The 25,223-nt window shown below is 71.8% G+C and carries 22 protein-coding genes and 2 tRNA genes; 21 read left to right on the top strand and 3 right to left on the bottom strand.

What is annotated here, in order from left to right; translation table 11 throughout:
* The 6 genes from ACFV0Q_RS18140 to galE form a co-directional block, all read left to right on the top strand.
* Nucleotides 1–3,231, top strand: a 3,231-nt coding sequence (locus tag ACFV0Q_RS18140; protein ID WP_385006407.1) for a ribonuclease E/G, incomplete at its 5' end; no start/stop codon positions are given.
* A gap of 282 nt (nt 3,232–3,513) precedes the next feature.
* Nucleotides 3,514–3,834 carry a 50S ribosomal protein L21 gene (rplU, locus tag ACFV0Q_RS18135; protein ID WP_030715748.1) on the top strand — a complete coding sequence of 107 codons (321 nt, stop codon included), beginning with the start codon at nt 3,514–3,516 and terminating at the stop codon, nt 3,832–3,834.
* A 13-nt stretch (nt 3,835–3,847) separates the two neighbouring features.
* Entirely contained in the window at nt 3,848–4,102 is a 255-nt protein-coding gene (gene rpmA / locus ACFV0Q_RS18130; protein WP_008738950.1) for a 50S ribosomal protein L27, read from the top strand.
* Nucleotides 4,103–4,271: 169 nt separating this feature from the next.
* A complete protein-coding gene (gene obgE / locus ACFV0Q_RS18125; RefSeq protein ID WP_385006405.1) occupies nt 4,272–5,717 on the top strand; it encodes a GTPase ObgE in 1,446 nt (481 codons plus the stop codon).
* 59 nt (nt 5,718–5,776) lie between these two features.
* Nucleotides 5,777–7,417 carry a glycosyltransferase family 2 protein gene (locus ACFV0Q_RS18120; protein WP_385006403.1) on the top strand — a complete coding sequence of 547 codons (1,641 nt, stop codon included), beginning with the start codon at nt 5,777–5,779 and terminating at the stop codon, nt 7,415–7,417.
* 16 nt (nt 7,418–7,433) lie between these two features.
* On the top strand, nt 7,434–8,414 hold the full coding sequence (galE, locus tag ACFV0Q_RS18115) for a UDP-glucose 4-epimerase GalE (RefSeq protein WP_385006401.1): 981 nt from the start codon (nt 7,434–7,436) through the stop codon (nt 8,412–8,414).
* Nucleotides 8,415–8,489: 75 nt separating this feature from the next.
* On the opposite strand, the gene ACFV0Q_RS18110 is transcribed toward galE, so the two are convergent.
* The gene (locus tag ACFV0Q_RS18110) at nt 8,490–9,662 is read right to left on the bottom strand and encodes a glycosyltransferase (protein ID WP_385006399.1); all 1,173 of its coding nucleotides are present in this window, start codon (nt 9,660–9,662) and stop codon (nt 8,490–8,492) included.
* The gene (locus ACFV0Q_RS18105; RefSeq protein ID WP_385006397.1) at nt 9,659–12,529 is read right to left on the bottom strand and encodes a CDP-glycerol glycerophosphotransferase family protein; all 2,871 of its coding nucleotides are present in this window, start codon (nt 12,527–12,529) and stop codon (nt 9,659–9,661) included. Before ACFV0Q_RS18105 ends, ACFV0Q_RS18110 begins: the two co-directional genes overlap by 4 nt.
* A gap of 158 nt (nt 12,530–12,687) precedes the next feature.
* On the opposite strand from ACFV0Q_RS18105, the gene ACFV0Q_RS18100 reads away from it, so the two are divergent.
* From ACFV0Q_RS18100 to ACFV0Q_RS18070, 7 genes are all read left to right on the top strand, one after another.
* Nucleotides 12,688–13,671 carry a glycosyltransferase family 2 protein gene (locus tag ACFV0Q_RS18100; RefSeq protein WP_385006395.1) on the top strand — a complete coding sequence of 328 codons (984 nt, stop codon included), beginning with the start codon at nt 12,688–12,690 and terminating at the stop codon, nt 13,669–13,671.
* The gene (locus tag ACFV0Q_RS18095) at nt 13,668–14,126 is read left to right on the top strand and encodes a GtrA family protein (protein ID WP_385006393.1); all 459 of its coding nucleotides are present in this window, start codon (nt 13,668–13,670) and stop codon (nt 14,124–14,126) included. The genes ACFV0Q_RS18100 and ACFV0Q_RS18095 overlap by 4 nt, the downstream gene beginning before the upstream one ends.
* A gap of 82 nt (nt 14,127–14,208) precedes the next feature.
* Entirely contained in the window at nt 14,209–15,336 is a 1,128-nt protein-coding gene (gene proB, locus ACFV0Q_RS18090) for a glutamate 5-kinase (protein ID WP_385006391.1), read from the top strand.
* A gap of 84 nt (nt 15,337–15,420) precedes the next feature.
* Entirely contained in the window at nt 15,421–15,873 is a 453-nt protein-coding gene (locus ACFV0Q_RS18085; protein WP_385006389.1) for a hypothetical protein, read from the top strand.
* A 373-nt stretch (nt 15,874–16,246) separates the two neighbouring features.
* Nucleotides 16,247–17,530: a glutamate-5-semialdehyde dehydrogenase gene (locus ACFV0Q_RS18080; RefSeq protein ID WP_385006387.1), complete on the top strand. Its 1,284-nt coding sequence runs from the start codon at nt 16,247–16,249 to the stop codon at nt 17,528–17,530.
* A gap of 77 nt (nt 17,531–17,607) precedes the next feature.
* Nucleotides 17,608–18,147 (top strand): hypothetical protein, encoded by a 540-nt coding sequence (locus ACFV0Q_RS18075; RefSeq protein WP_385006385.1) that lies wholly within the window; start codon nt 17,608–17,610, stop codon nt 18,145–18,147.
* 68 nt (nt 18,148–18,215) lie between these two features.
* On the top strand, nt 18,216–19,412 hold the full coding sequence (locus ACFV0Q_RS18070; protein WP_385006383.1) for a hypothetical protein: 1,197 nt from the start codon (nt 18,216–18,218) through the stop codon (nt 19,410–19,412).
* On the opposite strand, the gene ACFV0Q_RS18065 is transcribed toward ACFV0Q_RS18070, so the two are convergent.
* Nucleotides 19,396–20,481 carry a M48 family metallopeptidase gene (locus ACFV0Q_RS18065; RefSeq protein ID WP_385006381.1) on the bottom strand — a complete coding sequence of 362 codons (1,086 nt, stop codon included), beginning with the start codon at nt 20,479–20,481 and terminating at the stop codon, nt 19,396–19,398. The two genes, ACFV0Q_RS18070 and ACFV0Q_RS18065, sit on opposite strands and share 17 nt — an antisense overlap.
* Nucleotides 20,482–20,621: 140 nt before the next feature.
* On the opposite strand from ACFV0Q_RS18065, the gene ACFV0Q_RS18060 reads away from it, so the two are divergent.
* The 8 genes from ACFV0Q_RS18060 to ACFV0Q_RS18025 all read left to right on the top strand — a co-directional run bounded on the left by ACFV0Q_RS18060 (nt 20,622) and on the right by ACFV0Q_RS18025 (nt 25,206).
* Nucleotides 20,622–20,789: a hypothetical protein gene (locus tag ACFV0Q_RS18060; protein WP_385006379.1), complete on the top strand. Its 168-nt coding sequence runs from the start codon at nt 20,622–20,624 to the stop codon at nt 20,787–20,789.
* 62 nt (nt 20,790–20,851) lie between these two features.
* Nucleotides 20,852–21,469 carry a nicotinate-nucleotide adenylyltransferase gene (gene nadD, locus ACFV0Q_RS18055; protein ID WP_266577342.1) on the top strand — a complete coding sequence of 206 codons (618 nt, stop codon included), beginning with the start codon at nt 20,852–20,854 and terminating at the stop codon, nt 21,467–21,469.
* Between the two features lie 24 nt (nt 21,470–21,493).
* The gene (locus ACFV0Q_RS18050) at nt 21,494–23,176 is read left to right on the top strand and encodes a LytR C-terminal domain-containing protein (RefSeq protein WP_385006376.1); all 1,683 of its coding nucleotides are present in this window, start codon (nt 21,494–21,496) and stop codon (nt 23,174–23,176) included.
* 97 nt (nt 23,177–23,273) lie between these two features.
* Nucleotides 23,274–23,720, top strand: a complete 447-nt coding sequence (gene rsfS / locus ACFV0Q_RS18045; RefSeq protein WP_030008628.1) for a ribosome silencing factor — start codon at nt 23,274–23,276, stop codon at nt 23,718–23,720.
* Nucleotides 23,717–24,373, top strand: a complete 657-nt coding sequence (locus ACFV0Q_RS18040; RefSeq protein WP_385006409.1) for a histidine phosphatase family protein — start codon at nt 23,717–23,719, stop codon at nt 24,371–24,373. The genes rsfS and ACFV0Q_RS18040 overlap by 4 nt, the downstream gene beginning before the upstream one ends.
* Before the next feature lie 134 nt (nt 24,374–24,507).
* Nucleotides 24,508–24,580 (top strand) — tRNA-Ala (locus tag ACFV0Q_RS18035).
* A gap of 144 nt (nt 24,581–24,724) precedes the next feature.
* A complete protein-coding gene (locus ACFV0Q_RS18030) occupies nt 24,725–24,958 on the top strand; it encodes a hypothetical protein (RefSeq protein ID WP_266577344.1) in 234 nt (77 codons plus the stop codon).
* A gap of 175 nt (nt 24,959–25,133) precedes the next feature.
* Nucleotides 25,134–25,206, top strand: a tRNA-Ala gene (locus ACFV0Q_RS18025).
* The last annotated feature ends 17 nt before the right edge of the window (nt 25,207–25,223 follow it).

The raw sequence follows: 25,223 nt of genomic DNA, 5'->3' as shown, positions 1-25,223 counted from the left end.
ACCCCCCCGCCGACCCCCGCCCACTCTGTGGAGGCCCCGACGCCCGGCGGCCGCCGCCGCGCCACCCGCTCCACCGCCCCGGCCGCGCCCGCCGCTCCCGCGCAGCCGGCCGCCGCCGCTGCAGAGGAGCCCGCCGCCCCGGCCCGTGGCGGCCGTCGCGCCGCGCGTCCCGCCGTGGCCGTCTTCCAGGCCCCGGTCTTCGCCGAGCCGATGTTCCAGACCCCCGAGACCGCCGCCATGGCCGCCGCGGCCGCTGCCGCCGCCGTGCGCGCGGAGGAGGCCGAGGAGGAGGAAGAGGAGCCCGAAGCCAACGCCGAAACCGTGGCCGAGGTCCAGGCCCCGGCCCCCGCCGCGCAGCCCGCCGGGCGCCGTCGCCGCCGTCGTGGCGCCGCCGAGCCCGTGGCCGCCGCCGCGCCGTCCGGTCCCGTGTCGCTGGCCGACGTAGAGCTCGTCGACGAGGAGCAGGAGGCCGAGGCCGCCGAGCTCGACGAGGACGAGGCCGACGAGTCGGGCGAGCGCCCCTCGCGCCGCCGCCGTCGCGGTGGCCGCCGTCGCCGTCGCGGTGAGGCCGCCGACCTCGACGAGTCCGCCGACGAGGAGGCCGAAGCCGAGGCCGAGGCCGCCGAGCAGGAGGAGGAAGAGGACGAGGAGGCCGACGAGGCCCTCGGTTCCAGCTCCAGCCGCCGTCGCCGGCGTCGTCGTCGCCGCAGCGGTGACAGCGGCTCCGACGCCGAGGCGGGCGACGACGACGGTGTCCGTACCGTCGTCAAGGTCCGTGAGCCGCGCCCGGCGCGCGAGCGCAGCGAGTCCACCTCCTCCGACGAGGTCCAGTCCATCAAGGGCTCGACCCGCCTGGAGGCCAAGAAGCAGCGCCGCCGCGAAGGCCGCGAGCAGGGCCGCCGCCGCGTCCCGATCATCACCGAGGCCGAGTTCCTGGCCCGCCGCGAGGCCGTCGAGCGCGTCATGGTCGTCCGCCAGGCCGGCGAGCGCACCCAGATCGGCGTCCTCGAGGACAACGTGCTCGTCGAGCACTACGTCAACAAGGAAGAAGCCACCTCGTACGTCGGCAACGTCTACCTGGGCAAGGTCCAGAACGTGCTGCCGTCGATGGAGGCCGCCTTCATCGACATCGGCAAGGGCCGCAACGCGGTCCTGTACGCCGGTGAGGTCAACTTCGAGGCGCTCGGCATGGCCAACGGGCCGCGCCGCATCGAGTCCGCCCTCAAGTCCGGCCAGTCGGTCCTGGTGCAGGTCACCAAGGACCCGATCGGCCACAAGGGCGCCCGCCTGACCAGCCAGGTGTCTCTGCCGGGCCGCTACCTGGTCTACGTGCCCGAGGGCTCGATGACCGGCATCAGCCGCAAGCTGCCCGACACCGAGCGCGCGCGCCTGAAGACCATCCTCAAGAAGATCGTCCCCGAGGACGCGGGCGTCATCGTGCGCACCGCCGCCGAGGGCGCGAGCGAGGACGAGCTGCGCCGCGATGTCGAGCGTCTGCAGGCCCAGTGGGAGGACATCCAGAAGAAGTCGAAGCAGATCACGACCTCTTCGCCGAGCCTGCTGTACGGCGAGCCGGACATGACCGTCCGCGTCGTGCGCGACATCTTCAACGAGGACTTCTCGAAGGTCATCGTCAGCGGCGACACCGCCTGGGAGACCATCCACGGCTACGTGAACCACGTGGCCCCGGACCTGGCCGACCGGCTGTCGCGCTGGACCTCCGAGGTCGACGTCTTCGCGACGTACCGGATCGACGAGCAGCTCGCCAAGGCGCTCGACCGCAAGGTGTGGCTGCCCTCGGGCGGCTCCCTCGTGATCGACAAGACCGAGGCGATGATCGTCATCGACGTCAACACCGGCAAGTTCACCGGTCAGGGCGGCAACCTCGAAGAGACCGTCACCAGGAACAACCTGGAGGCGGCCGAGGAGATCGTGCGCCAGCTGCGGCTGCGCGACCTCGGCGGCATCGTCGTCATCGACTTCATCGACATGGTCCTGGAGTCCAACCGCGACCTGGTCCTGCGGCGCATGCTGGAGTGCCTGGGCCGCGACCGCACCAAGCACCAGGTGGCCGAGGTCACCTCGCTGGGCCTGGTGCAGATGACCCGCAAGCGGGTGGGCCAGGGTCTGCTGGAGTCCTTCTCCGAGACCTGCGTCCACTGCAACGGCCGCGGCGTCATCGTGCACATGGAGACCCCGTCCGCGATCGGCGGCGGTGGCAACGGCAAGCGTTCCAAGCGCCGTGGCCGCGGTGAGCACGAGCACGAGCTGGAGACGGTCGAGACCGTCGACACCGACGTGTTCGAGGGCGAGACCGAGACCGAGGCCGAGGTGGCCGCCGAGGCCGCCGCGCCGCGCGCCCTGCCGGAGCCGCAGTTCGTTCCGGACGAGGAGCTGTACGGAAGCCCGGCCGAGGCCGAGGCGGCCGCGGGCCTGAGCGGGCGCCGCAACCGTCGCCGTGCCACCCGTAAGGCGACCGCTCCGGCGGGCGCCCCGCGGGGTGCGGAGCGGGCGGCCGCCCCGGCGCAGGCCCCGGCGGCCCCGGTCGTGGAGGCCGAGCCGGTGACCGAGCCGGCCGACACGGTGCTGGAGCCGGACACCGAGGTCGTGGCCCCGGCCGTGGAGGTCGCGGAGACGGTCGAGGCCGCGCCGAAGGGCCGTACGCGTCGCCGTGCGACCCGTAAGGCCACCGCTCCCGAGCCGGTCGCCGAGGCCGTCGTCGAACCGGTCGCGGAGCCCGTGGCCGAGCCCGTCGCGGAAGCGGAGCCGGAGCCGGCCGCCCCGGTCGCGGCCCCGGCCGAGCCCGTCGCCGAGCCCGTCGTGGAGGCCGCGCCGGCCCGTCCGCGCCGCCGTGCCACCCGCAAGGCCACCGCTCCCGCCGGTTCCCCGGCAGGATCGGCGCAGGCGGCCGTCGTGGTCGTCGAGGCCCCGGCGGCCGAGGCCGCCCCGGTCGTCGCCGAGACGGAGCCCGAGAAGCCGGCCGAGGCACCCGCCGAGGCCGAGGCGGAGGCCAAGGCTCCCGCCAAGAAGGCCACCCGCAAGGCTCCGGCCAAGAAGGCGGCCACCACCACGGCGAAGAAGGCCCCGGCCAAGAAGGCGGCGGCCGCCAAGAAGACCGTGGCGAAGAAGGCGACGACGGCCAAGAAGACCGTCGCGAAGCGGGCGACGAAGAAGACCGCGGCGGCGGAGCAGCAGACCCCGCCCTCGGTCTCGGCTCCCGCCGAAGCCTGATCCACCGCATGACCGTGGGCCCCGCCGAGCGGCGGGGCCCACGGCCTTGCGGGGCCCGGTTTGACCCCCTGGAACCAGCCCCGTAACCTAGACCGTCGGCGTGTCTTGAACGATTACCCGTTCAGCGTGCGTCGCGCTCCTGAGCACCTTCCTCCCGCATCGTCCGCGCAAGCAGGCGGCACCCGGGAGAGGCCGCTCGTCCAATTCCGGATCACCGTGGGCCCCGGCCCGCGTGAGCGGCTGGCTTCAGGAGCATCCGTCCCGAGTGAGAGAGAGATCCGCGTGTACGCCATCGTGCGCAGCGGTGGTCGCCAGCACAAGGTTGCTGTCGGCGACATCGTTGAGGTTGACAAGATTTCCACTGCCAAGGTTGGCGACACGGTCGAGCTCTCGACCCTGCTCGTTGTCGACGGCGACGCCGTGACCAGCGACCCGTGGGTCCTGGCCGGCATCAAGGTCACGGCCGAGATTGTGGACCACCACAAGGGCGCCAAGATCGACATCCTGCGCTACAAGAACAAGACCGGCTACCGCCGTCGCCAGGGTCACCGCCAGCAGTACACGGCGATCAAGGTCACCGGTATCCCCGCGGCTGCGAAGTAAGAGGGACTGAGACATGGCACACAAGAAGGGCGCATCGTCCACCCGGAACGGGCGCGATTCCAATGCTCAGCGGCTCGGCGTGAAGCGCTTCGGCGGTCAGGTCGTTTCCGCTGGTGAGATCCTCGTCCGCCAGCGCGGCACCCACTTCCACCCGGGTGCGGGTGTCGGTCGTGGTGGCGACGACACGCTGTTCGCGCTGCAGGCCGGTGCCGTGCAGTTCGGCACGCACCGTGGCCGCAAGGTCGTCAACATCGTTCCGGCCGCCTGATCCAGCTCCTGCTGATCTGAAGCGTTCGTAACACCCCGAGGGCGGATCTCAGCTCTTCCCGGCGCGAGCCGGGAAGAGAGGTCCGCCCTCGGCGCGTTGTCACATAGACACGTTTAATGGGCAGCAAGGCCTGCTCGGGACATTCCCGTATGTATCTGGAGGAACACCCATGACCACCTTCGTGGACCGCGTCGAGCTGCACGTCGCCGCGGGTAACGGGGGCCACGGCTGCGCCTCCGTTCACCGGGAGAAGTTCAAGCCGCTCGGCGGCCCCGACGGCGGCAACGGCGGCCGTGGCGGCGACGTCATCCTGGTGGTGGAGCAGGCGATCACCACCCTGCTCGACTACCACCACAGCCCCCACCGCAAGGCCACCAACGGCCAGCCCGGCGCGGGCGACAACCGCTCCGGCAAGGACGGCACGGACCTGATCCTGCCCGTCCCGGACGGCACCGTCGTCCTCGACAAGGAGGGCAACGTCCTCGCCGACCTCGTCGGCCAGGGCACCACCTACGTCGCTGCCGAAGGCGGCCGCGGCGGCCTCGGCAACGCCGCGCTGTCCTCCGCCCGCCGCAAGGCCCCCGGCTTCGCGCTCCTCGGCGTCCCCGGCACCACCGGCGACGTCGTCCTGGAGCTGAAGACCGTCGCCGACGTGGCGCTCGTCGGCTTCCCCAGCGCGGGCAAGTCCTCGCTCATCTCGGTGCTCTCCGCGGCCAAGCCGAAGATCGCCGACTACCCCTTCACCACCCTGGTCCCCAACCTCGGCGTGGTCACCGCGGGCTCGACGGTCTACACGATCGCCGACGTCCCCGGCCTGATCCCCGGCGCCAGCCAGGGCCGCGGCCTCGGCCTGGAGTTCCTGCGCCACGTCGAGCGCTGCTCGATCCTCGTGCACGTCCTGGACACCGCCACCCTGGAGTCCGACCGCGACCCGCTGGCCGACCTCGACGCGATCGAGAACGAGCTCAAGCTCTACGGCGGCGGCCTGGAGAAGCGTCCGCGCCTCGTCGTCCTGAACAAGGTCGACATCCCGGACGGCCAGGAGCTCGCCGACATGGTCCGCCCGGACCTGGAGGAGCGCGGCTACAAGGTCTTCGAGGTCTCCGCGGTCGCCCGTACGGGCCTCAAGGAGCTCTCGTACTTCCTCGCCGAGGTCATCGCGAAGGCCCGCGCCCGCAAGCCGAAGGAGGAGGCGACGCGCATCGTCATCCGGCCGAAGGCCGTGGACGACTCCGGCTTCACCATCACCTACGACGAGGTCGAGGACGTCTACAACGTCCGCGGCGAGAAGCCCGAGCGCTGGGTCCGCCAGACCGACTTCAACAACGACGAGGCCGTCGGCTACCTCGCCGACCGCCTCAACCGCCTCGGCGTCGAGGACGGGCTGCGCAAGGCCGGCGCCCGCGCCGGTGACGGCGTCTCGATCGGCTCCGACGAGAACTCGGTCGTCTTCGACTGGGAGCCGACCATGATGGCCGGCGCCGAGATGCTGGGCCGCCGCGGTGAGGACCACCGCCTGGAGGCGCCGCGTCCGGCCACCACCCGCCGCAAGGAGAAGGAAGCCAAGCGCGGTGACTCCGCCCAGCAGGAGTACGACGAGTTCCGCCCCTTCTGAGGCTCCCGAGGCACACCGGTTTGAACCCCGCCTTACGCCGTTCGCCTAGGATCCTCCGGGTGAGCAGCAGCGATTCCAGCACCAGTGACACCACCACGGACCCCGCGGTCTCCGTGGTGGTGATCGCGTACAACGACGCCGGGCTCGTGGGCGAGGCCGTTTCCTCGGCCCTCGCCCAGGGCCCGGTGGTCGCCGAGGTCATCGCGGTCGACGACGCCTCCTCGGACGGGACCGGGGCGGTGCTGGACGCCCTGGCCGCCGCGCACCCCCGGCTGAAGGTCGTGCACCGCACGGAGAACAGCGGCGGCTGCGGCACCCCGCGCAACGACGGCATCGCCGCAGCGAGCGCCCCGTACGTCCTCTTCCTCGACAGCGACGACGTCCTCCCGCCGGGCGCCGCCCGGGCCCTGCTCCGGGCGGCCGAGGAGCACCGGGCCCCCGTCACGGTCGGCGCGTGCGTGCGCCGCGAGCTGCCCGAGGGCCGCGACGTGCCCTGGATGCCCGGCCTGTACACGCCGGGCGAGGTCGTCGAGCGGCCCGCCGACCGGCCCGAGCTGGTCCGCGACACCCTCTGCGTCAACAAGCTGTACGAGCGCGCCTTCCTCGACAAGCACGCGATCCGCTTCCCCGACGGCCGCTTCGTCTACGAGGACTTCGTCTTCACCTCCCGCGTCCTGGCCGCCGCGCCCCGCATCGCGGTCGTCGGCGACCTCGTCTATGTGTGGCACGTGCGCCGCCGCGCCGCCCAGGTGTCGATCTCCCTGGACCGGGCCGACGTCGGCAACTGGCGCTCCCGCGTCGAGGCCCACGCCGTCGCCTCCCGGACCCTCGCCGAGGCCTCCCCGGAACTCGGCCGCGCCTGCCAGGCCAAGTTCCTCGACTACGACCTGCGCATGTACCTGCGCGAGCTCGGCGAGGACCCCGGCTACCGGGCCGCCTGGTGGACCCTGACCCGCGACTACCTGGCCGGCTTCGCCGACGCCGACATCGGGGCCGCCCCCGCGCGGGCCCGCTGGACCGCCCGCGTGCTGCTGGCCTGCGAGGCCCCGCCCGCCGACCTGGAGCGGCTCGTGCACCTCGCCGCCGAGCCGCCCCGCCTGCTGCCCCCGTACGCCTCCGACGCCGCCGGGCGGCCCGTGTGGAGCGCCGAGGTGCCCGTACCGCTGGACGGGCTCGCGGAGCTGCCCCTCGCGGAGCTGCCCGTCACCGTCGACGCCGCACCCGCCGGGCGCGGAGCCGTCCGGATCCGGGTGCGCGACCTGTACGGGCGCCTGGCCGGGGCCGGCCCCCGTACCGTCCGGCTGAGCTTCCTGCCCCGGGCGGGCGGCGAGCCCGTCGAGGTGCGCCCGGTGGAGCTGCGGGCCGCCTCCGACGGGGACGGCTGGAGCGCCGAGGTGCCCTTCCGGCTCGCCGCGCTGGCCGCCACGGGGCGCCGCCGCGGGCTGCGCGGGATGCAGGCCTGGGACGTCCGGGCGGGCGTGGAGTGCGGCGACGGGAGCTCCCTGGTCACCTCCCTGCGCCCCCTCGGCCCCCTGCTCCGCCGCCGGGCCCTGCCGAGCAGCCGGTACGGTGTTCTGCTGGCGCAGCCGTACCGCACGGCCGCCGGAGCGCTGGCCCTGCGCCTCGCGCCGGGTGCCGGGGGCGCGCTGACCTTCGTACGCAACCGCCTCGACCGCGCCCGCACGCGCAGGTCACGCTAGAGCTCGGGAGATACGCATGACTTTTCTGATCACCGGTGGCGCCGGCTACATCGGCGCCCACGTCGTCCGCGCGATGCTGGAGGCGGGACAGGAGGTCGTGGTCCTCGACGACCTCTCCACGGGGCGGGAGGACCGCGTCCCGGAGGGCGTGCCCCTGGTGGTCGGATCGGTCCTGGACCGCCTCGTGCTCGACGAGACCCTCCGCGAGCAGCACATCACCGGCGTGGTGCACCTGGCGGGCAAGAAGCAGGTCGGCGAGTCCGTCGAGAAGCCGATGTACTACTACCACGAGAACGTGCAGGGCCTCACGGTGCTGCTCGAAGCCGTGGCCGCCGCGGGCATCCGCAACTTCCTCTTCTCCTCCTCGGCCTCCGTCTACGGGATGCCCGATGTGGACTCCGTCACGGAGGAGACCCCCTGCCGCCCGCTGAGCCCCTACGGGGAGACCAAGCTGGCCGGTGAGTGGCTGGTCCGCGCCGCGGGCCGGGCGCACGGGATCTCCACCGCCTGCCTGCGCTACTTCAACGTGGCCGGCGCGGCCGCCCCCGAGCTCGCGGACACCGGGGTCTTCAACCTCGTCCCCATGGTCTTCGAGCGCTACGACGCCGGCGAGGGCGCCCGCATCTTCGGCGACGACTACCCGACCCCGGACGGCACCTGCATCCGCGACTACATCCACGTCGAGGACCTGGCGGAGGCCCACGTGGTGGCCGCGCGCCGGCTCGCCGAGTGGGGCGCGGCGGGGGAGTACAAGGACCTCACCGTCAACATCGGCCGCGGCGAGGGCGTCTCCGTCAGGGAGATGGTCGAGCTGATGAACGAGAACACCGGGCACTCCTACGCGCCCGTCGTCACCCCGCGCCGCCCCGGCGACCCGGCGAAGGTCGTGGCCTCGGCCGACCGGATCGCCGCCGAACTGGGCTGGAAGGCGCGCCACGACGTCCGAGAGATGATCACTTCCGCCTGGGCGGGCTGGGAGGCCAACCGCACGGCGTGAGCGGGTACGCGTCAGGAAGCCGCCCGCCCCGGACCAGGTCCGGGGCGGGCGGCCTCGTAGCGCGGGCGGCGGGGGTCAGCGTTCCAGGAAGGTGAACAGCTCTTCCCACCGGTCGGTGATCTCCGCGCTGGAGTAGCGCCGCACGTGCCGGAACCCCGCGTCGCCGAGCCGGTCGCGCGTGGCCCCGTCCGACATCAGGGCGTCCAGGTGCCCGGCCAGCTCCATGGTGTTGCCGAGGCGGGCCAGCAGCCCGTCCTCGCCGTGCCGCACGATCTCCCGTACGCCCGGCGCGCAGTCGAAGGCGGCCACCGGCAGGCCCGCCGCCATGGCCTCCAGCAGGGTGATCGGGAACCCCTCGGCGCGGGAGGCCTGGGCGAAGACCGAGGCCCCGCGCAGCGCGCCCAGCACGTCGTCGGTGCTGCCCATCCACTCCACGGAGTCGTCCAGCCCGAGCTCCGTGCAGTGCGCCCGCAGCGTGGCCTCCTCCAGGCCCGCCCCGTAGATCCGCAGGGTCCAGCCGGGGTGGTGCGGGGCGACGTCCGCCCACGCGTCGAGCAGCAGGTCCATGCCCTTCTCGAAGGCGAGGCGGCCGACGCTCGCGACGACCTTCGCGGTCCGCGGCGCGGGCGCCTCGGGCATGAAGGGCAGCGGGTTCGGCATGCTGTCGACGTTCTCCATGCCGGAGCGGATCCACAGGTCCGCGTCCTCCGGCGTGAGCACCAGCAGCCGGTCGGCCTCGGAGTAGTGGCGGCGCACCCGCTCGCCGCGGGTCGACTTGTGGCTGGCCTCGAAGGACTCGTGGCTCATGCCGATGACCGAGAGCCCCTTGGTGTCGGTGAGGGCCACCCACTCCATCGCCCAGACCTGGGTGACGATCACCACAGAGCCCGGCCGCGCCGCCCGGAACAGCTCGCTCAGGGTCTCCGCCTTGGCCCGCATCTGCGCCCGCCGGGCCGCCTGGCGGCGCCGCTCGGGGGCGTTGAGGCGGCCCTTGACGCCGTGCAGCCGGCGGGCCTTGGGAGGGTGGGTCGCGTAGAGCGTCGTCATCTCGTACGGGAGGCCGGCGGGCAGCTTCTGCCGGATCTCCTCGGCGACGGGCGCGATGCCGACGACGTGCACGCGGTGGCCGCGCTCGCTGAACAGCCGGGCCATCTGGTGGGACCACGTGGTCACACCGCCGAGCTCGTCCACGCTGTTGGAGACGAGGAAGATGTCGCGGCCGCCCTCGATGGCGGTCTGCTGGCTCACTTGCCGCTCCTGGTGAAGAACTTCTCGACGATCTGGCGGGCGGCGTCCCCGCGGTCGTACTCGCCGAACTCGCTGAGGAAGCGCTGACGGGCCTCCGCGTACTTGGCGTCGGCCTCGTCGAAGGCGGAGACGGCCTGCATCAGCTCGTCGGCCGTGGCCAGCACCGGGCCCGGCGCCTTCTCCTTCAGGTCGAAGTAGGTGCCGCGGATGTCCGTCGCGTACTTCTCGTAGTCGTACGCGAAGAACAGCATCGGCCGGTCGAGCACCGCGTAGTCGAACATCACGGACGAGTAGTCCGTGATCAGCCCGTCGGCCAGCGCCAGCAGCGGGGTGATGTCGTGGTGCCGGGACACGTCGAGGACCCGGCCCGCGACCGACGGCGGCAGGGAGACGCTGTTGAGGTAGTGCGTGCGCACCAGCAGCGTGAAGCGGTCGCCGAGCCGGTCCGCGAACTCCTCCACGGCGAAGGGGAACTCGAAGCCCTCCACCGTGCCGTCCGCGTTCGCCCGGAACGTCGGCGCGTACAGCAGCACCTTCTTCGCCGGGTCGATGCCCAGCTCCGCGGCGAGCGGTCCGCGCACCCGTTCCCCGCTCTGCGCCTCGGCGCGGTGCGCCTCGACCAGGGCGTCGTTGCGCGGGTAGCCGGTGCGCAGCAGCACCTCGTCGCGCAGCCGGAAGCCCTTGGCGAGGGTACGGGCGTCGTGCTCGGAGCGGATCAGGAAGTGGTCGAAGCGGTCGACGGCCGCCTGGAAGCGGTCCTGCCCGGCCTTGCCCTGCGCCTTGGTGCGCGGCTCGTGGAAGCCCATCCGCTTGAGCGCGGAGCCGTGCCAGGTCTGGATGTACGTGGTCCCGGGGCGCTTGGCCAGCGCCAGCGGGAAACCCTGGTTGTCGACCCAGTACTCGGCCTGGGCCAGCGCCCGCAGGTAGGGCCAGCTCCAGCGGCGCACCAGGGTGGCCTCCTTGGGGAAGCCGGTGGGCTTGGCGCCCGCGTAGGACCAGATCGCCTCGAAGGGCGCGCCCTGGCGCACCAGCTCCTCGTAGATCGCCTTCGGGCTGTCGCTGTACTGCTTGCCCATGTGGCTCTCGAAGACGACCGTGCCCTTCTTGACCGGCAGCTTCGAGAAGACCTCGTGGTAGACCTTCACCTTCTGCTCGCCCGAGCCGATGTTGCGGCGGGCCTTCAGCGCCCGGCGCAGGCCGCGCTTGACGACGCCGGCGGCCTTGCCGTGCATCGCGCCGTTGAGCAGCGCCTGGGTGCGGACGGCGGCGCGGCCCTCGGCGGTCAGGACGTAGGAGAGGTTGCCCTTCTTGGTCATCTCCGGCTCGAAGCGGTCGGAGACCAGGCGGGTCAGGCGCGGGCGCACCCGCAGCCGGGACGCCGACTCCATGTCGACGCCGCCGACCGCGACGCGCGTGGTCATCCGGTCGCCGCCGGCCGTCAGCTTCAGGCGGACGTCCCAGACGGCGTCGATGATGCCGAGCGGGCGGACCGTGGAGGCCACGTCGGCCGTGGTGTTCCACTCGATCGTGTCACCGGCGTGTCGCACGGTTTCCACCGGGAAGCTGAACGAGCGGACCCCGATCTGGCGGCGGGCCCGGAACTCCAGGGTGGCCTTCAGCGGGGTGTCGGCCTGGATCCGGCCCAGCGGGTTCACGATCCGGCCCGCGAGGGTGACGGAGCCGCGCCCGTCGTCCTCGTACGAGGTCAGGCGGTTGCCCAGGGCCAGGGAGGACAGCGGCGCGGTGTGGTAGCCCTGGTCGGTGACGTCCAGTATCCGGCGGCCCTCGGCGTCGTCGAGGTGCTGGGCGCACCAGTAGACGCGGCCGTCGCGCTCGGCGAGCGGGGAGCACAGCCGGCCCTTGTTGGTCATCGCGTCGGCGGCCGGGAGGAGGTTGTCCCAGTCCTCCTTGCCCAGCAGGTAGGCGCAGATGGCCTGGAGGTGCGTGACGTTCTCGTACGCGGCCGGGTCGATGCCCTCCAGGTAGCCGTTGGCGAGCCGGGCGAACTCCTGGCGGTACGCGTCGCCCAGCAGCGGCAGGTCGCGCAGGTGCAGGACCAGGTCGTGCTTGAGGAACTTGGCGTCCTTGGCGGACTTGATGGCCGTGTGGCCCTTGGCGGCCAGCAGCTCGTCGACGCGACGGTGGATCTCCATCCGGTGGACGAAGTTCTCGATCTCGTGGCGCCGGTTGCTGATCGACAGGGCGGCGGCCTTCTCGACCACGTTCCAGAAGTAGACGTGGTTCGGGATGAGGGTGATCCGGCGGGCGGCGACGTACGCCTGCGCCGAGAACAGCAGGTCCTCGTAGTGGATGCCGACCGGGAACTCCAGGCCCTGCTCCAGCAGGAACGCGCGCCGGTAGCACTTGTTCGTGGAGAGGGTGTCGTAGACCAGCAGGTCCGGGTACTCGGTGATCGACTCCAGCGTGCGGGTGCGCGCGTAGATCCACGGGTACCACTCGGTGGTCTTGCCCCAGCGGTTGTCGAGATGCACGCGCACGCACATGCCCGAGACCAGGTCGGACCCGGTGCGCTCGGCGGCGGCCAGCATGTTCCGGCAGGCGTTGCGTTCCAGGACGTCGTCGCTGTCCAGGAACATCACGTACGTGCCGGTGGCCTGCTGGATGCCGTGGTTGCGCGGCGCGCCGCAGCCTCCGCTGTTCTCGGGCAGCCGGAAGGCGCGCACCCGGTCCGGATGCGCCGCTTCGAGCTCCTGGGCGACCGCGAAGGACCGGTCCTTGCTGCAGTCGTCCACGATCACGACTTCGACCCCGCGCAGGGTCTGGTCCAAAACCGACTGGACGGCTGTCGGCAGACGCTCTGCGTCGTTGTAGACGATGACGACCACGGAGACGTCAGGCACGTGCACCTCGATCCCTTTGTTCCATTCCGCTTATCCAGTCAAAGCTACCGTGTGCGGCACGCGACTCAGGCAGGCCGACCTCCGGCGTGCATACTTCTAAGGAAGTGGTGAGTGGCGGGTCCGGTCGCCGACAATCACCCGTTCGGACCCAGCAGGAAGTGGTCATGACCAAGCTGTCCGTAGTTGTCCCTTGCTACAACGAAGAAGCCGTCATCGACAGTTTCGACGCAGAGATCCGCAGGGTTCTGGACACCCTGCCCGTGGAGTATGAGGTCTGTTACGTCGACGACGGCAGTCGTGACGGCACCCTCGGCAAGCTCCGCAAGATCGCCGCCGCCTACGGGGAACAGACCCGTTACGTCTCCTTCAGCCGGAACTTCGGCAAGGAGGCGGGCATGCTCGCCGGGCTGAAGGAAGCCACCGGCGACGCCGTGGTGATCATGGACGCGGACCTCCAGCACCCGCCGGAGCTGATCGCCACCATGCTGGAGCACTACCGGCAGGGCCACGACCAGGTCATCGCCCGGCGCACGCGCGAGGGTGACAAGAAACTCCGCTCGGCCCTCAGCCGCCTCTACTACCGCGGGGTCAACCGCTGGGTCGACGTGGAGCTCACCGACGGCGTCGGCGACTTCCGGTTGCTCTCCCGGCCGGCCGTCGACGCCCTGCTCGCGCTCCCCGAGTACAACCGCTTCTCCAAGGGCCTGTTCTCCTGGATCGGCTTCGACACCGTCCACTTCGACTACCAGAACGCCCAGCGCGAGGCCGGCGAGACGAAGTGGAAGTTCGGCTCCCTGCTGAACTACGGCATGGACGGCCTGATCTCCTTCAACAACCGGCCCCTGCGGATCGGGATCTGGCTCGGCGTGTCGCTGGTGGGCCTGACCGTCCTGTACGCGCTGTGGATCACCGCGATGGCGATCACCAACGGCATCGACTCGCCGGGCTACGTCACGCTCGTCGCGATGATCGCCGGCATCGGCGGCGTACAGATGATCATGCTGGGTCTGATCGGCGAGTACATCGGCCGCATCTACTACGAGACCAAGCGCCGCCCGCACTTCCTCGTCAAGGAGGCCCACGGCGTGACCGCCGAGCGGATGCCCGAGGCCTCCGAAGCCGTGATCGCGGAGCGCAGCCACCGATGACCACCGCCCCCTCCGGCAACGGCCGCCGCGACCAGCTCGGCCAGATCTTCCGCTTCGCCCTGGTGGGCGGGGTCAACACCGGCACCTTCTTCGGCATCTACCTGCTGCTCCACCCGTGGATGCCGTACTTCGCCGCGTACACCCTGGCCTTCGTGCTGTCGATGATCGGGTCGTTCTTCATGAACACCTACTTCACCTACCGCACCCGGCCCACCTGGAAGAAGTTCCTGCTCTTCCCGCTGACCAACGTCACGAACTACGTGATCCAGTCCGCCGGCCTCTACGCCCTCGTCACCTGGGCCGGGATGGACACCCGCATCGCGCCGCTGGTCGCGGCCGTCGTGGCCATCCCCTTCACCTTCCTGCTGTCGCGCAAGATCCTCATCCCCGGCGCGGGCGCGGGCACCGGACCCGCCCCGGAGGCGTCCTCGTCGCCGTCCTCGTCCACGGTCTGAAACCGGCGGGCGGCCGCGCCGCGCCACCCCGTAGATTGAGCCGGTCGAATGGGTCGGTAGGTCGGTCGGTGAGGGGAAAGACGTGTCAACGGCTAGGCAAGGTGTCGTGGACGCCCGCAGGATCGTGGTCAAGGTCGGCTCCTCCTCCCTGACCACCGCGGCGGGCGGGCTCGACGCCGACCGCGTGGACGCGCTGGTCGACGTACTGGCCAAGGCCCGCAGCGGCGGGGAGAAGGAGATCGTCCTCGTCTCCTCCGGAGCCATCGCCGCGGGACTGTCCCCCCTCGGCCTGGCCCGCCGCCCCAAGGACCTCGCCCGACAGCAGGCCGCCGCCAGCGTCGGCCAGGGCCTCCTCGTCGCCCGGTACACCGCCTCCTTCGCCCGCTACGGCGTCCGCGTCGGCCAGGTGCTGCTCACCACCGACGACACCAGCCGGCGCGCGCACTACCGCAACGCCTACCGGACCCTCGACCAGCTGCTGATCATGGGCGCCCTGCCCGTCGTCAACGAGAACGACACCGTCGCCACCGACGAGATCCGCTTCGGCGACAACGACCGGCTGGCCGCCCTGGTCGCCCACCTGGTCCGCGCCGACCTCCTCGTGCTCCTGTCCGACGTGGACGGCCTCTACGACGGGGACCCGTCCCTGCCCGGCACCACCCGCATCGACGAGGTGCGGGGCGCCGAGGACATCGCGCACGTCTCCATCGGCAGCGCGGGCAAGGCGGGTGTCGGCACCGGCGGCATGGTCACCAAGGTCGAGGCCGCCCGGATCGCCGCGGCCGCCGGGATCCCCGTCGTCCTCACCTCCGCCAGCCAGGCCGCCGACGCGCTGGCCGGGCGGCCGACCGGTACGCACTTCCACGCCACCGGGCGGCGCTCCGCCGACCGGCTGCTGTGGCTCCAGCACGCGTCGACCCCGCAGGGGCACCTCGTCCTGGACGACGGCGCCGTGCGCGCCGTCACCGAACGCGGCAGCTCGCTGCTGGCCGCGGGCATCGCCGCCGTCGAGGGCGAGTTCGTCGCGGGCGACCCCGTCGAACTGCGTTCGGCCGACGGGCGCGCCGTCGCCCGCGGGCTCGTCAACTTCGACGCGAAGGAACTTCCGCAGCTGCTCGGCCGGTCCACGCGCGACCTGGCCCGCGAGCTCGGACCCGCGTACGAGAGGGAGGTCGTCCACCGCGACGATCTGGTGTTGCTGCAGGGCTGAGGTTCGGCAAAACCGCCGCGCGGGGGGCCGGGGACTGGTCAACTGTGAGGGGCGGACACGCGTAGCGCAGACAGGAGGCGGCTGGTGAGACGAGCGCTGACCAGCGTCGGCACGGGGGACCGGCACGGAGACGGGGACGGGCACGGGGGCGGTCGCGGGGACGGGCACGGGGGCGGCGGCCCGGACGACGGGGACGCCTCCCGCCTGTGGCACATCACCCTGAGCGTCTCGGGCAAGCCGGCGCCGCTGTCCGAGGTCCGGCGCGGGCTGGAGCAGCTCGCGCACGACCACCCCTTCCTGCTGACCAGCCGGTACGCCGACGACCACGCGGAGATCCGGTACTGGGAGGAGGCCCGCGACCTCCACGACGCGGCCGCCGTCGCCCTGCGGCTCTGGGGCGAACACCGCTCCTCGGCGCAGCTGCCGCCGTGGGAGATCGTCGGCCTGGAGGTCATCGACCGCGCCACCTACCACCAACGCGTGGCAGAGGGCTACGGCCCGCCCCCGGCCCACCCGGTGGGTGTGCACCCCTATTAGACGCGTCCCTCGCACCGCTCAGCGCTGGCGCGCTTCCCGGGCTTCGGCCCGCTGCGCCGGACTCCGTCCGTCGTCCCCCGGGCGGGGCCGCTGCGCGTGGCCGGTGCCCGGCTGTCGCCTGCGGGCGCGGTGCGCTGCGCGGAGAGGTCTCCTGCCAGGCGCTGTCGCACGTGTCGGTGGTGGTCAGCCAAAATCCAGCCTCGTCAGGGGGCCCCTCCCAGCGGTAGCTGGGGGAGTTTGAGGCGCGGGGGTCCGGGGGCGGAGCCCCCGCAACGGCGCCGCGCGTGGACGGGGCCAGCCGCAGCCCGGTGCGGGGCGTCTCGGCGGGTGGAACCGCGGCGGGCCGGGGGCGGCCGGGGATTACCCTGGCCGCATGACCTCGCTCGACGACGCCACCGCCGCCTCGCCCGTCCTCGCCACCGCGAAGCGGTCCCGTACCGCAGCCGCCGCCATCGCCCCCCTCCCGCGGTCCGCCAAGGACACCGCGCTGCTGGCCATCGCGGACGCGCTGGAGGCCCGTACGGCCGAGATCGTCGCCGCCAACGCCGTCGACACCGACAAGGCCCGCGCCGCCGGCACCAGCGAGACCGTCATCGACCGCCTGACGCTGACCCCCGAGCGCATCGCCGCCATCGCCTCCGACGTCCGCGACGTCGCCGCCCTCCCCGACCCCGTCGGCGAGGTCGTCCGCGGCTCGACCCTCCCCAACGGCATCGACCTCCGCCAGATCCGGGTCCCCCTCGGCGTCGTCGGCATCATCTACGAGGCCCGCCCCAACGTCACCGTCGACGCCGCCGCCCTCTGCCTCAAGTCCGGCAACGCCGTACTCCTGCGCGGCAGCTCCTCCGCCTACGCCTCCAACACCGCCCTCGTCGCCATCCTGCGCGACGCGATCGAGGGCGCCGGACTGCCCGCCGACGCGATCCAGCTCGTCCCCGGCGAGTCCCGCGACTCCGTCCGCGAGCTGATGCGCGCCCGCGGCCTCGTCGACGTGCTCATCCCGCGCGGCGGTGCCTCCCTCATCAAGACCGTCGTCGAGGAGTCCATCGTTCCGGTCATCGAGACCGGTACCGGCAACTGCCACGTCTACGTCGACGCCCAGGCCGACCTCGCCATGGCGGTGAACATCCTCGTCAACTCCAAGGCGCAGCGGCCCTCCGTCTGCAACTCCGCGGAGACCCTGCTCGTGCACCGCGACATCGCCGCGGCCTTCCTCCCGCTGGCGCTGGACGCCCTCGCGGACGCCGGGGTGACCGTGCACGGTGACGCCGAGGTGCTCTCGTACGCCGAAGAGTCCAAGGTCACCGCGCTGCCCGCCACCGACGAGGACTGGGCCGCCGAGTACCTGTCCTACGACATCGCCGCCGGCGTCGTGGACTCCCTCGACGACGCCGTCACCCACATCCGCCGCTGGACCTCCGGCCACACCGAGGCGATCGTCACCACCTCCCAGGCCGCCGCCCGCCGCTTCACCCAGCTGGTCGACTCCACCACCGTCGCCGTGAACGCCTCCACCCGCTTCACCGACGGTGGTCAGTTCGGCTTCGGCGCCGAGATCGGCATCTCCACCCAGAAGCTGCACGCACGGGGCCCGATGGGCCTTCCCGAGCTCACCTCGACCAAGTACATCGTCACCGGCGACGGTCACGTCCGGTAACACCCCGGCGAACGCGGTGTGGCCGGATTCCGGCTTACACCCTGCCCAAAGCAGCCCCCCAGGTCTACGCTGGTCCCGTGCCGGACGACGTGGGGGGCAAGCCGTTCCCGGACGACGGGGAGCCCGACGACGACCGCGGAGGCGCGGATCAGGACTTCGCCTCCGTGGTGTTCGACGAGGCCTTCGTCCGGAACGCCGAGATCCATGAACCGAGCGCGGCCGAGCGCCAGCGCGCCGCCGACCGGGCGCGCGCCGAGGCCGAGGCCGCCCGCGTCGCCGGAGGCTGGTCCGGGGACGACGACTACGGGTACCCCGACGGGTACGGCATCGACGACCCCGGATGGGAACCCGGCCAGTACGGCTACGGCTACGCCGAGGGCCCGTACGGGGCCTACGGCGGCCGCCTGCGCCCGTACCGGGGCCGCTCGCCCTGGCTGCGCCCGGTCGCCTGGGTGCTCGCCGTCGTGATGGGCCTCGGCATGGTCGCGCTGGCCTTCAGCGCCGTCTACCGCAGTGCCGCCGGCGAGGCGGACCCCGCACCCGCACCCGCCAGTACCCCGCTCAGGGAAGTCACCGGGGTCGGCGCGTTTACGTACCCCGTCGGCCGCCAACCCTGAAGGTACGACCCCACTCGCGTGAGCCGGAGCTGGGGGCTTCTCTGAAGCGGGGACAGCGGGGAGAAGCGATGGCCGTTCCAGGAGACCCACCCAACGGCACCCCCGAGGGAATCGGCGGGGGTGACGACGAACTGCGCCCGGACGAGTACCGCTCGGTGGTGTTCGACGAGGACTTCGTCCGCGCCGCCAGGCTCCAGGAGTTCTCCGCCCGGGAACGCATGGGCGAGCACGCCCGGGCCGTCCGCAGCCGCTCCATCTGGTCCGGCGGCGCCTCCGCCCACGGCAACGGCACCCCGGGCCGCGGCGCCCGCCAGGGCATGCTGCTCGTCCTGCTCATCGCCACCGCCTTCGCGGTCGCCGTCTACCTGGGCCTGCGCAACCCGTACGTGCCCCCGGAGGGCGGCAACGCCGAGCCGCTCACCAGCACCGTCGTACCCCTCGCCCCGGCCTCCGTCGTGCCCGGCGGCCGGCCCGTCGACCTCTACGCGAACAGCCCCGCCGCCGACTACCGGGTGGGGGCCGCCGGGATCACCCTGCCTGCCGTCCGCCGCACCCACCACTTCAGCGAGAGCCAGGTCGTCGCCGCGCTCTCCATCGCCAAGGACTACCTGGTGCAGTCCTCGCTCGATCCGGACGTCCTCGCCGGCAACGCCTCCCGGCCGGTACGGGTCCTGCTCGACCCCGGCCAGCTGGCGCAGTTCGACGAGAGCATGGCCTCGCCCTCGGGCGACGGCCGGCACGCCGCCACCGGCTGGCTGGTCCGCTTCGCCCCCCGCGCGGTGGTCGTCGCCGACTCCCGCATCCGGGTCAGTGGAACCCTCGCCTTCGAGGAGCGCAGCCCGGAGGTGCTGGAGGTCACCACCGACCACACTTTCGTGTACGCGGTCCGCCCGGCGACCGGCCAGCCCGCCGCCGTCGACGGGGCCTCGCTCTTCACCGTCCGCCGCGAGCTGCGGCTGCGCTTCGACCGGGAGGACCTCACGGCCCGCCGGGCGGAGCTGGTCTCGGCCTACGTGATGGCCGGGCCGCAGGACTGCGCCACCGAGCCCGCGGAGGGCTTCCGCCCGCTGCCGGCCGGTTCCGCGCCCACCACCGTCGGCCCGCCCGCGACCGACCCGTACGCCAGCGGCCACCCGAGGCTCACCGCCGGGCTGTGCGGCGTACTGGCCCAGCCGTCGGCGAGCCCGGCCCCCGGCACCCCGGATCCGGGCACCTCGACCCCGGCGCCGCCGACGGAGGGAAGCTCCGTCAGCCCTGCTCCGTAGCGTCCTTGCCGTCCTTGGCGTCCTTCGGGCCCTGGGGAGCGGACCCCGCGGCCCCGGTGAACTTGTCGCGCAGCTTGCCGCCCAGGTCGCCCGCACCGCCCGCTATGTCGCCGACCAGCTTCATCAGCGGATCCTTGCTGCCGCGCACCGAGTCCGCGTAGTGCGAGGCCGACTGGCGGAAGGAGTCGGTCACCGAGGTGTCCTTGTCCTCGTCCCGCCGCGGGTAGTGACCGTCCATGATCCGCTGGTAGTCCCGGTTCTGGGACCACTTCTTCAGCTCGGCCGCCCGGACCGTCGTGAAGGGGTGCGTCCGCGGCAGCATGTTGAGGATCTTCAGGACGGAGTCGCGCAGGTCACCGCTCGCCTCGTACTCCTCGGCCTGGGCCAGGAAGGCGTCCACGTTCATCTCGTGCAGGTGGTTGCCGCCGGCGATCTTCATCAGGCCCCGCATCGAGGCGTTCACGTCCTGCCCCACCAGCAGCCCGGCCCGGTCCGCCGACAGCTCGGACTTGCGGAACCACTCCCGCAGCCCGGTCACGATCGCCGTGATCGCCATCGTCCCCAGCGGGATCCAGGCCACCTTCAGCGCCAGGTTCGTCAGGAACAGCAGGATCGTGCGGTACACGGCGTGCCCGGACAGCGCGTGGCCCACCTCGTGGCCCACCACCGCCCGCATCTCCTCCTCGTCGAGCAGCTCCACCAGGGCCGTCGTCACCACGATGATCGGCTCGTCCAGCCCGATGCACATGGCGTTCGGCCTCGGGTCCTGCTGCACGTACATCTGGGGGACCTTCTCCAGGTCCAGGATGTAACAGGCGTCGCGGAGCATCTCGTGCAGATGCGGGAACTGCGTCTCGCCCACCCGCACCGAGTCCGACAGGAACAGCAGCCGCAGGCTGCGCTCCGGGAGCAGCCCGCTCAGGGCCTTGAACACCGTGTCGAAACCGCTCAGCTTGCGCAGCGCGACCAGCGCCGAGCGGTCCGCCGGGTGCTCGTACGCCCGCGAGGAAATGCCCGGGAACCTCCTGCGGTTGCGTGCCGGTGCCTTCTCGAATCCGGTGTCCGTCATAGCGCCCTCCCCCTTGATCGGCTCTGCTGCCTCACGTCCATCCTCTCCAACGCCTGAGTCGGCGTGAGCGTGCCCAGGGCCCCCGCATACGATGTGAGCGAAGTCTCCGCTCGCTCCCCGACTCGATAGGTACCTGCCTGATGAGCCTCTCCACCACCACCCACAACCTGGTCGTTCTCGCTTCGGAGGGCGCCGAGCAGCACGGCGGTAACCACGACAGCCTGAGCCCGTACCTCACCGGTGGCGGCGCCCTGTTCATCCTGCTGCTGATGCTGTGGGTGACCACCCGCCTCAACCGCGACCGCTAGACACCTCCCGGTTCCGGTCCGGCCGCCGTGGACGTGCCACCGGGCCAGTAGGCTCTGCGCTCATGGGAGAGCAGGAAATGCCTACGGGCCCGGTCAAGCGCCGGCTCGGCGTGATGGGCGGGACGTTCGATCCGATCCACCACGGACACCTGGTGGCCGCCAGTGAAGTGGCCGCCCTGTTCCACCTCGACGAGGTGGTCTTCGTGCCGACCGGCGAGCCGTGGCAGAAGTCCCAGCGGGCCGTGTCCCCCGCCGAGGACCGCTACCTCATGACGGTCATCGCGACGGCGTCGAACCCCCAGTTCTCGGTGAGCCGCATCGACATCGACCGCGGCGGCCCGACGTACACGATCGACACCCTGCGGGACCTGAGCGCGCTCAACCAGGACGCCGACCTGTTCTTCATCACCGGTGCCGACGCCCTCGCGCAGATCCTGACCTGGCGCAACGCCGACGAGCTGTTCTCCCTCGCCCACTTCATCGGAGTGACCCGCCCCGGCCACGTGCTCACCGACGACGGGCTGCCGGAGGGCGGCGTCTCGCTGGTCGAGGTGCCCGCGCTGGCGATCTCCTCCACGGACTGCCGTGCGCGCGTCGCCAAGGGCGATCCCGTCTGGTACCTGGTGCCGGACGGCGTGGTGCGCTACATCGACAAGCGTGAGCTGTACCGGGGAGCCTGAGCTTCCGGAGAGAGGGGCCCCGCGGTGAGCGACCCACAGGAACCGTACGACCCGTACGCCGCGCAGCAGCAGCTCATCGGCTACGACCCGTACGGCAGGCCGGTGTACGGCCAGGTGCCCGCGCAGCCGGCCCCGCAGCAGTACGGGCAGCCGCAGTACGAGCAGCCGCGGTACGAGCAGCCGTACGAGCCCTCGTACGAGCAGCAGCCGTACGACCACGGCGTGCCCGGGCAGCAGCAGTACTACGCGCCGCAGCAGGAGCACCCCCAGGCCCCGGCCCAGGCTCCCTCGTACGGGTACGACACCCAGCAGGCGCAGGACCGGCAGTGGATCCCGCAGCAGCACGCCGCCCCGGCCGCCCCCCAGGCCCCGGAGCAGCCGCAGCCGGCCCCCGCCCAGGTGCCCGAACCGCGCCGGGCGGCCCCCGACGACCAGGCACCCGACCCCGACTACCGCACCGAGCAGTTCTCCTTCATCGACCAGCCGGACGAGGACTCCGAGGACGTCATCGACTGGCTCGCCTTCACCGAGAGCCGCACCGAGCGCCGCGAGGAGGCGCGCCGCCGCGGCCGCAACCGGGTGGTCGCGCTGATCGTCGTGCTGGCCCTGTTCGTCGTCGGCGGCGTCGGCTACCTCTGGTACGCGGACAAGCTGCCCTTCCTCGACGGCCCCGCCTCGAAGAAGGGCTCCGCGGCCCCCGCCGGGGCGCAGAAGCGCGACATGATCGTCGTCCACCTCCTCAACACCAAGCGGGGCGGCAGCTCGACCGCCCTCCTGGTCGACAACGTCACCACCAAGCAGGGCGCCACCGTCCTGCTGCCCAACGCCCTGGGCGTCGCGAAGCAGGACGGCACCGGAACCTCCCTCGGCAAGTCGGTCGAGGAGGGCAGCCTCGGCACCCGGGAGTCCCTCGACACGGTCCTCGGCACCCGCATCGGCGGCACCTGGCGCCTGGACACCCCCTTCCTGGAGCGCCTCGTCGAGCTGGTCGGCGGCATCGAGGTCGACACGGACACCGCGGTCCCGGCCGACGACCAGGCCAAGACCCCCGCGGTCGGCCAGGGCCCCAAGCAGAGCCTGACCGGGGCGATGGCCGTCGCGTACGCCACGTTCCGGGGGCAGGGCGAGCCGGAGGCCAAGCAGCTGGAGCGGACCGGGAAGGTGCTGTACGCCGTGCTGCGCAAGATCCCGGGCGACCCGAAGGCGGCGGCCACGACCGTCGAGAGCATGGGCCAGATCCTGGACCCGGGTCTGGACGCGCAGAACCTCGGCGCGCTGCTGTCGCGCATCGGCGAGCACGCCAAGGTGGGCGCCTACCGCACCGAGGTCCTCGCGGTGAAGCCGGACGGCGGCCTCACGGACGACGCCAACAAGAAGGTCGTCAAGGAGGTCCTCGGCGGCTCCGCCACGGCGGCCCAGCCCGGCGCCGCCCCCCGCGTGGGCCTGCGCGACGCCACGGGCGACGACAAGACGCAGGGCGCGGCGAAGGCGGCCCTGCTGAACGGCGGCTACGCCTTCGTGGACGGCGGCAAGGCCGACCGGACGGCGGCGAGCTCGCAGATCACGTACCAGGACGACGCGCAGCGGGACCGTGCCGTGGGCGTCGCCAAGACGCTGGGACTGCCGGAGACGGCCGTGAAGAAGGCCGAGAACGCGGTGAACGCGGACATCGTGGTGACCCTCGGCAAGGACTACAAGCCCTCCTGAGCTGGGGCTCCGCCCGCGCGGAATGTTCCGCGCGGGCGGCGTCGGCGGTACATGAGACCCTTGTAGGGATCTGCCCGCCAACCCGAAAGCATGGCCAGTGACCGCCACGGACCGCTCCATCGAGCTCATCACCGCCGCCGCCCAGGCCGCGGCCGACCGGCTCGCGCACGACATCATCGCGTACGACGTCAGCGACGTGCTGTCGATCACCGACGCCTTCCTGCTCGCCTCGGCGCCCAACGACCGCCAGGTCAAGTCGATCGTCGACGAGATCGAGGAGCGCCTCCTCAAGGAGCTCGGCGCCAAGCCGGTGCGCCGCGAGGGCGACCGCGACGCCCGCTGGATCCTGCTCGACTACGTCGACATCGTCGTCCACGTCCAGCACAGCGAGGAGCGCGTCTTCTACGCGCTGGAGCGCCTGTGGAAGGACTGCCCCGAGATCGAGCTCCCCGAGGACGCCAAGCTCACCATCGGCAAGGCCGAGGAGCACGCCAAGCTGCGCGAGGCGGCGGGCGACGACGAACTGGACGGTGATCTGTTCTGAGCACGGCCGACACGGGCAGGACCGGCAGGAAGATCGTCCTCTGGCGGCACGGCCAGACCTCGTGGAACCTCGAGCGACGCTTCCAGGGCTCCACGGACATCGAGCTGACCGAGACGGGTGTGGCGCAGGCGCGCCGCGCCGCCCGGCTGCTCGCCTCCCTCAGGCCGGACGCCATCGTCGCCTCCGACCTGCGGCGGGCCTCTGACACGGCTGCCGAGCTGGCCGCCGTCACGGGCCTGCCCGTCGAGCACGACGAGGCGCTGCGCGAGACGTACGCCGGCGAGTGGCAGGGGCTCACCCACGAGGAGATCCTCGGCAAGTACGGCGAGCAGTACGCGGCGTGGAAGCGCGGCGAGCCCGTCCGCCGGGGCGGGGGCGAGCTGGAGACCGAGGTCGCGGACCGCGCCGCTCCGGTCGTCCTGAGCCACGCCGGCCGGCTGCCGGACGGCGGCACGCTGGTCGTCGTCAGCCACGGCGGCACCATCCGTACGACCATCGGCCGCCTGCTGGGCCTGGAGGCGTACTACTGGGAGGGCCTCGGCGGGCTCTCCAACTGCTGCTGGTCGGTCCTCGGCGAGGGCGCGCGCGGCTGGCGTCTGATGGAGCACAACGCGGGCACGCTGCCCGAGCCGGTCCTCGGCGACGACGACTGAGCCGGTCCTCGGCGACGACCGAGAGCTCCCGCGGGCGGCTCGGACCCGGATTTCACTTTCCGGCTGGTCACAGGCTAGAGTTCTTCTTGTTCGCAGCGAAGAACACCGGAAACGGGGGAAGCGCGGCGGAGAGCGGGGCTATAGCTCAGTTGGTAGAGCGCCTGCATGGCATGCAGGAGGTCAGGAGTTCAATTCTCCTTAGCTCCACAGTGAAGGATCCCGTCCCCAACAGGGGGCGGGATCTTTGCGTTTGTTCCTTTTGCGCTTGCTGACCCGGCCCGTACCGGCATGGCAGAATCGGACGGCCGGAGGGGGACACGACGGCCCGATGCGGGAGGGAGTCGCTGACGGATGGGTGCACACCGGCGGCGGTGCGACTGGTGCGACAACGGCACGCCGATCGTGCGGGACATGGAACCGGTCAATCCCGACTACCAGTACTGGTGCGAGGAATGCGCGCGGGCGCTGATCATAAAAGGCGACCCGATCGAGACGTACCGGGAGCTGGAGGGCGAGCCGATCTATGGCCGGCTCCTCGACGAGCACTGCACGCTGAAGCGGTTCTACCAGTTCGCGAGGGCGTGACGTGACGTCGTGACGTCGTGACGTCATAAGGTCGTAAGTTCGAGTGATACGGGTCAAATCGGGCATGGCTCGGGTTCCGCGGAAACCGATTTTTGGACCAGGGCCATGACCGTGTAATGTTTGGGACGTCGCCAAGGGGAACCGGGAACGGGAAGCCGGGCGGCAGGCAAGACGAGGGGCTATAGCTCAGTTGGTAGAGCGCCTGCATGGCATGCAGGAGGTCAGGAGTTCAATTCTCCTTAGCTCCACAGTGAAGAAGCGGGCC

It is taken from the genome of Streptomyces sp. NPDC059564 (genome assembly GCF_042735575.1).
GTDB lineage: Bacteria > Actinomycetota > Actinomycetes > Streptomycetales > Streptomycetaceae > Streptomyces.
This window is presented reverse-complemented; position numbering and strand designations above follow the sequence as displayed.

What these genes read in the sequence shown, in the direction of transcription:
- rpmA (WP_008738950.1), top strand. Translation starts at nt 3,848, where the DNA reads ATGGCACACAAGAAGGGCGCATCGTCCACCCGGAACGGGCGCGATTCC.
- ACFV0Q_RS18030 (WP_266577344.1), top strand. Translation starts at nt 24,725, where the DNA reads ATGGGTGCACACCGGCGGCGGTGCGACTGGTGCGACAACGGCACGCCG.
- ACFV0Q_RS18070 (WP_385006383.1), top strand. Translation starts at nt 18,216, where the DNA reads ATGGCCGTTCCAGGAGACCCACCCAACGGCACCCCCGAGGGAATCGGC.
- nadD (WP_266577342.1), top strand. Translation starts at nt 20,852, where the DNA reads ATGGGAGAGCAGGAAATGCCTACGGGCCCGGTCAAGCGCCGGCTCGGC.
- galE (WP_385006401.1), top strand. Translation starts at nt 7,434, where the DNA reads ATGACTTTTCTGATCACCGGTGGCGCCGGCTACATCGGCGCCCACGTC.
- ACFV0Q_RS18060 (WP_385006379.1), top strand. Translation starts at nt 20,622, where the DNA reads ATGAGCCTCTCCACCACCACCCACAACCTGGTCGTTCTCGCTTCGGAG.
- obgE (WP_385006405.1), top strand. Translation starts at nt 4,272, where the DNA reads ATGACCACCTTCGTGGACCGCGTCGAGCTGCACGTCGCCGCGGGTAAC.
- ACFV0Q_RS18080 (WP_385006387.1), top strand. Translation starts at nt 16,247, where the DNA reads ATGACCTCGCTCGACGACGCCACCGCCGCCTCGCCCGTCCTCGCCACC.
- ACFV0Q_RS18065 (WP_385006381.1), bottom strand. Translation starts at nt 20,481, where the DNA reads ATGACGGACACCGGATTCGAGAAGGCACCGGCACGCAACCGCAGGAGG.
- ACFV0Q_RS18100 (WP_385006395.1), top strand. Translation starts at nt 12,688, where the DNA reads ATGACCAAGCTGTCCGTAGTTGTCCCTTGCTACAACGAAGAAGCCGTC.
- ACFV0Q_RS18095 (WP_385006393.1), top strand. Translation starts at nt 13,668, where the DNA reads ATGACCACCGCCCCCTCCGGCAACGGCCGCCGCGACCAGCTCGGCCAG.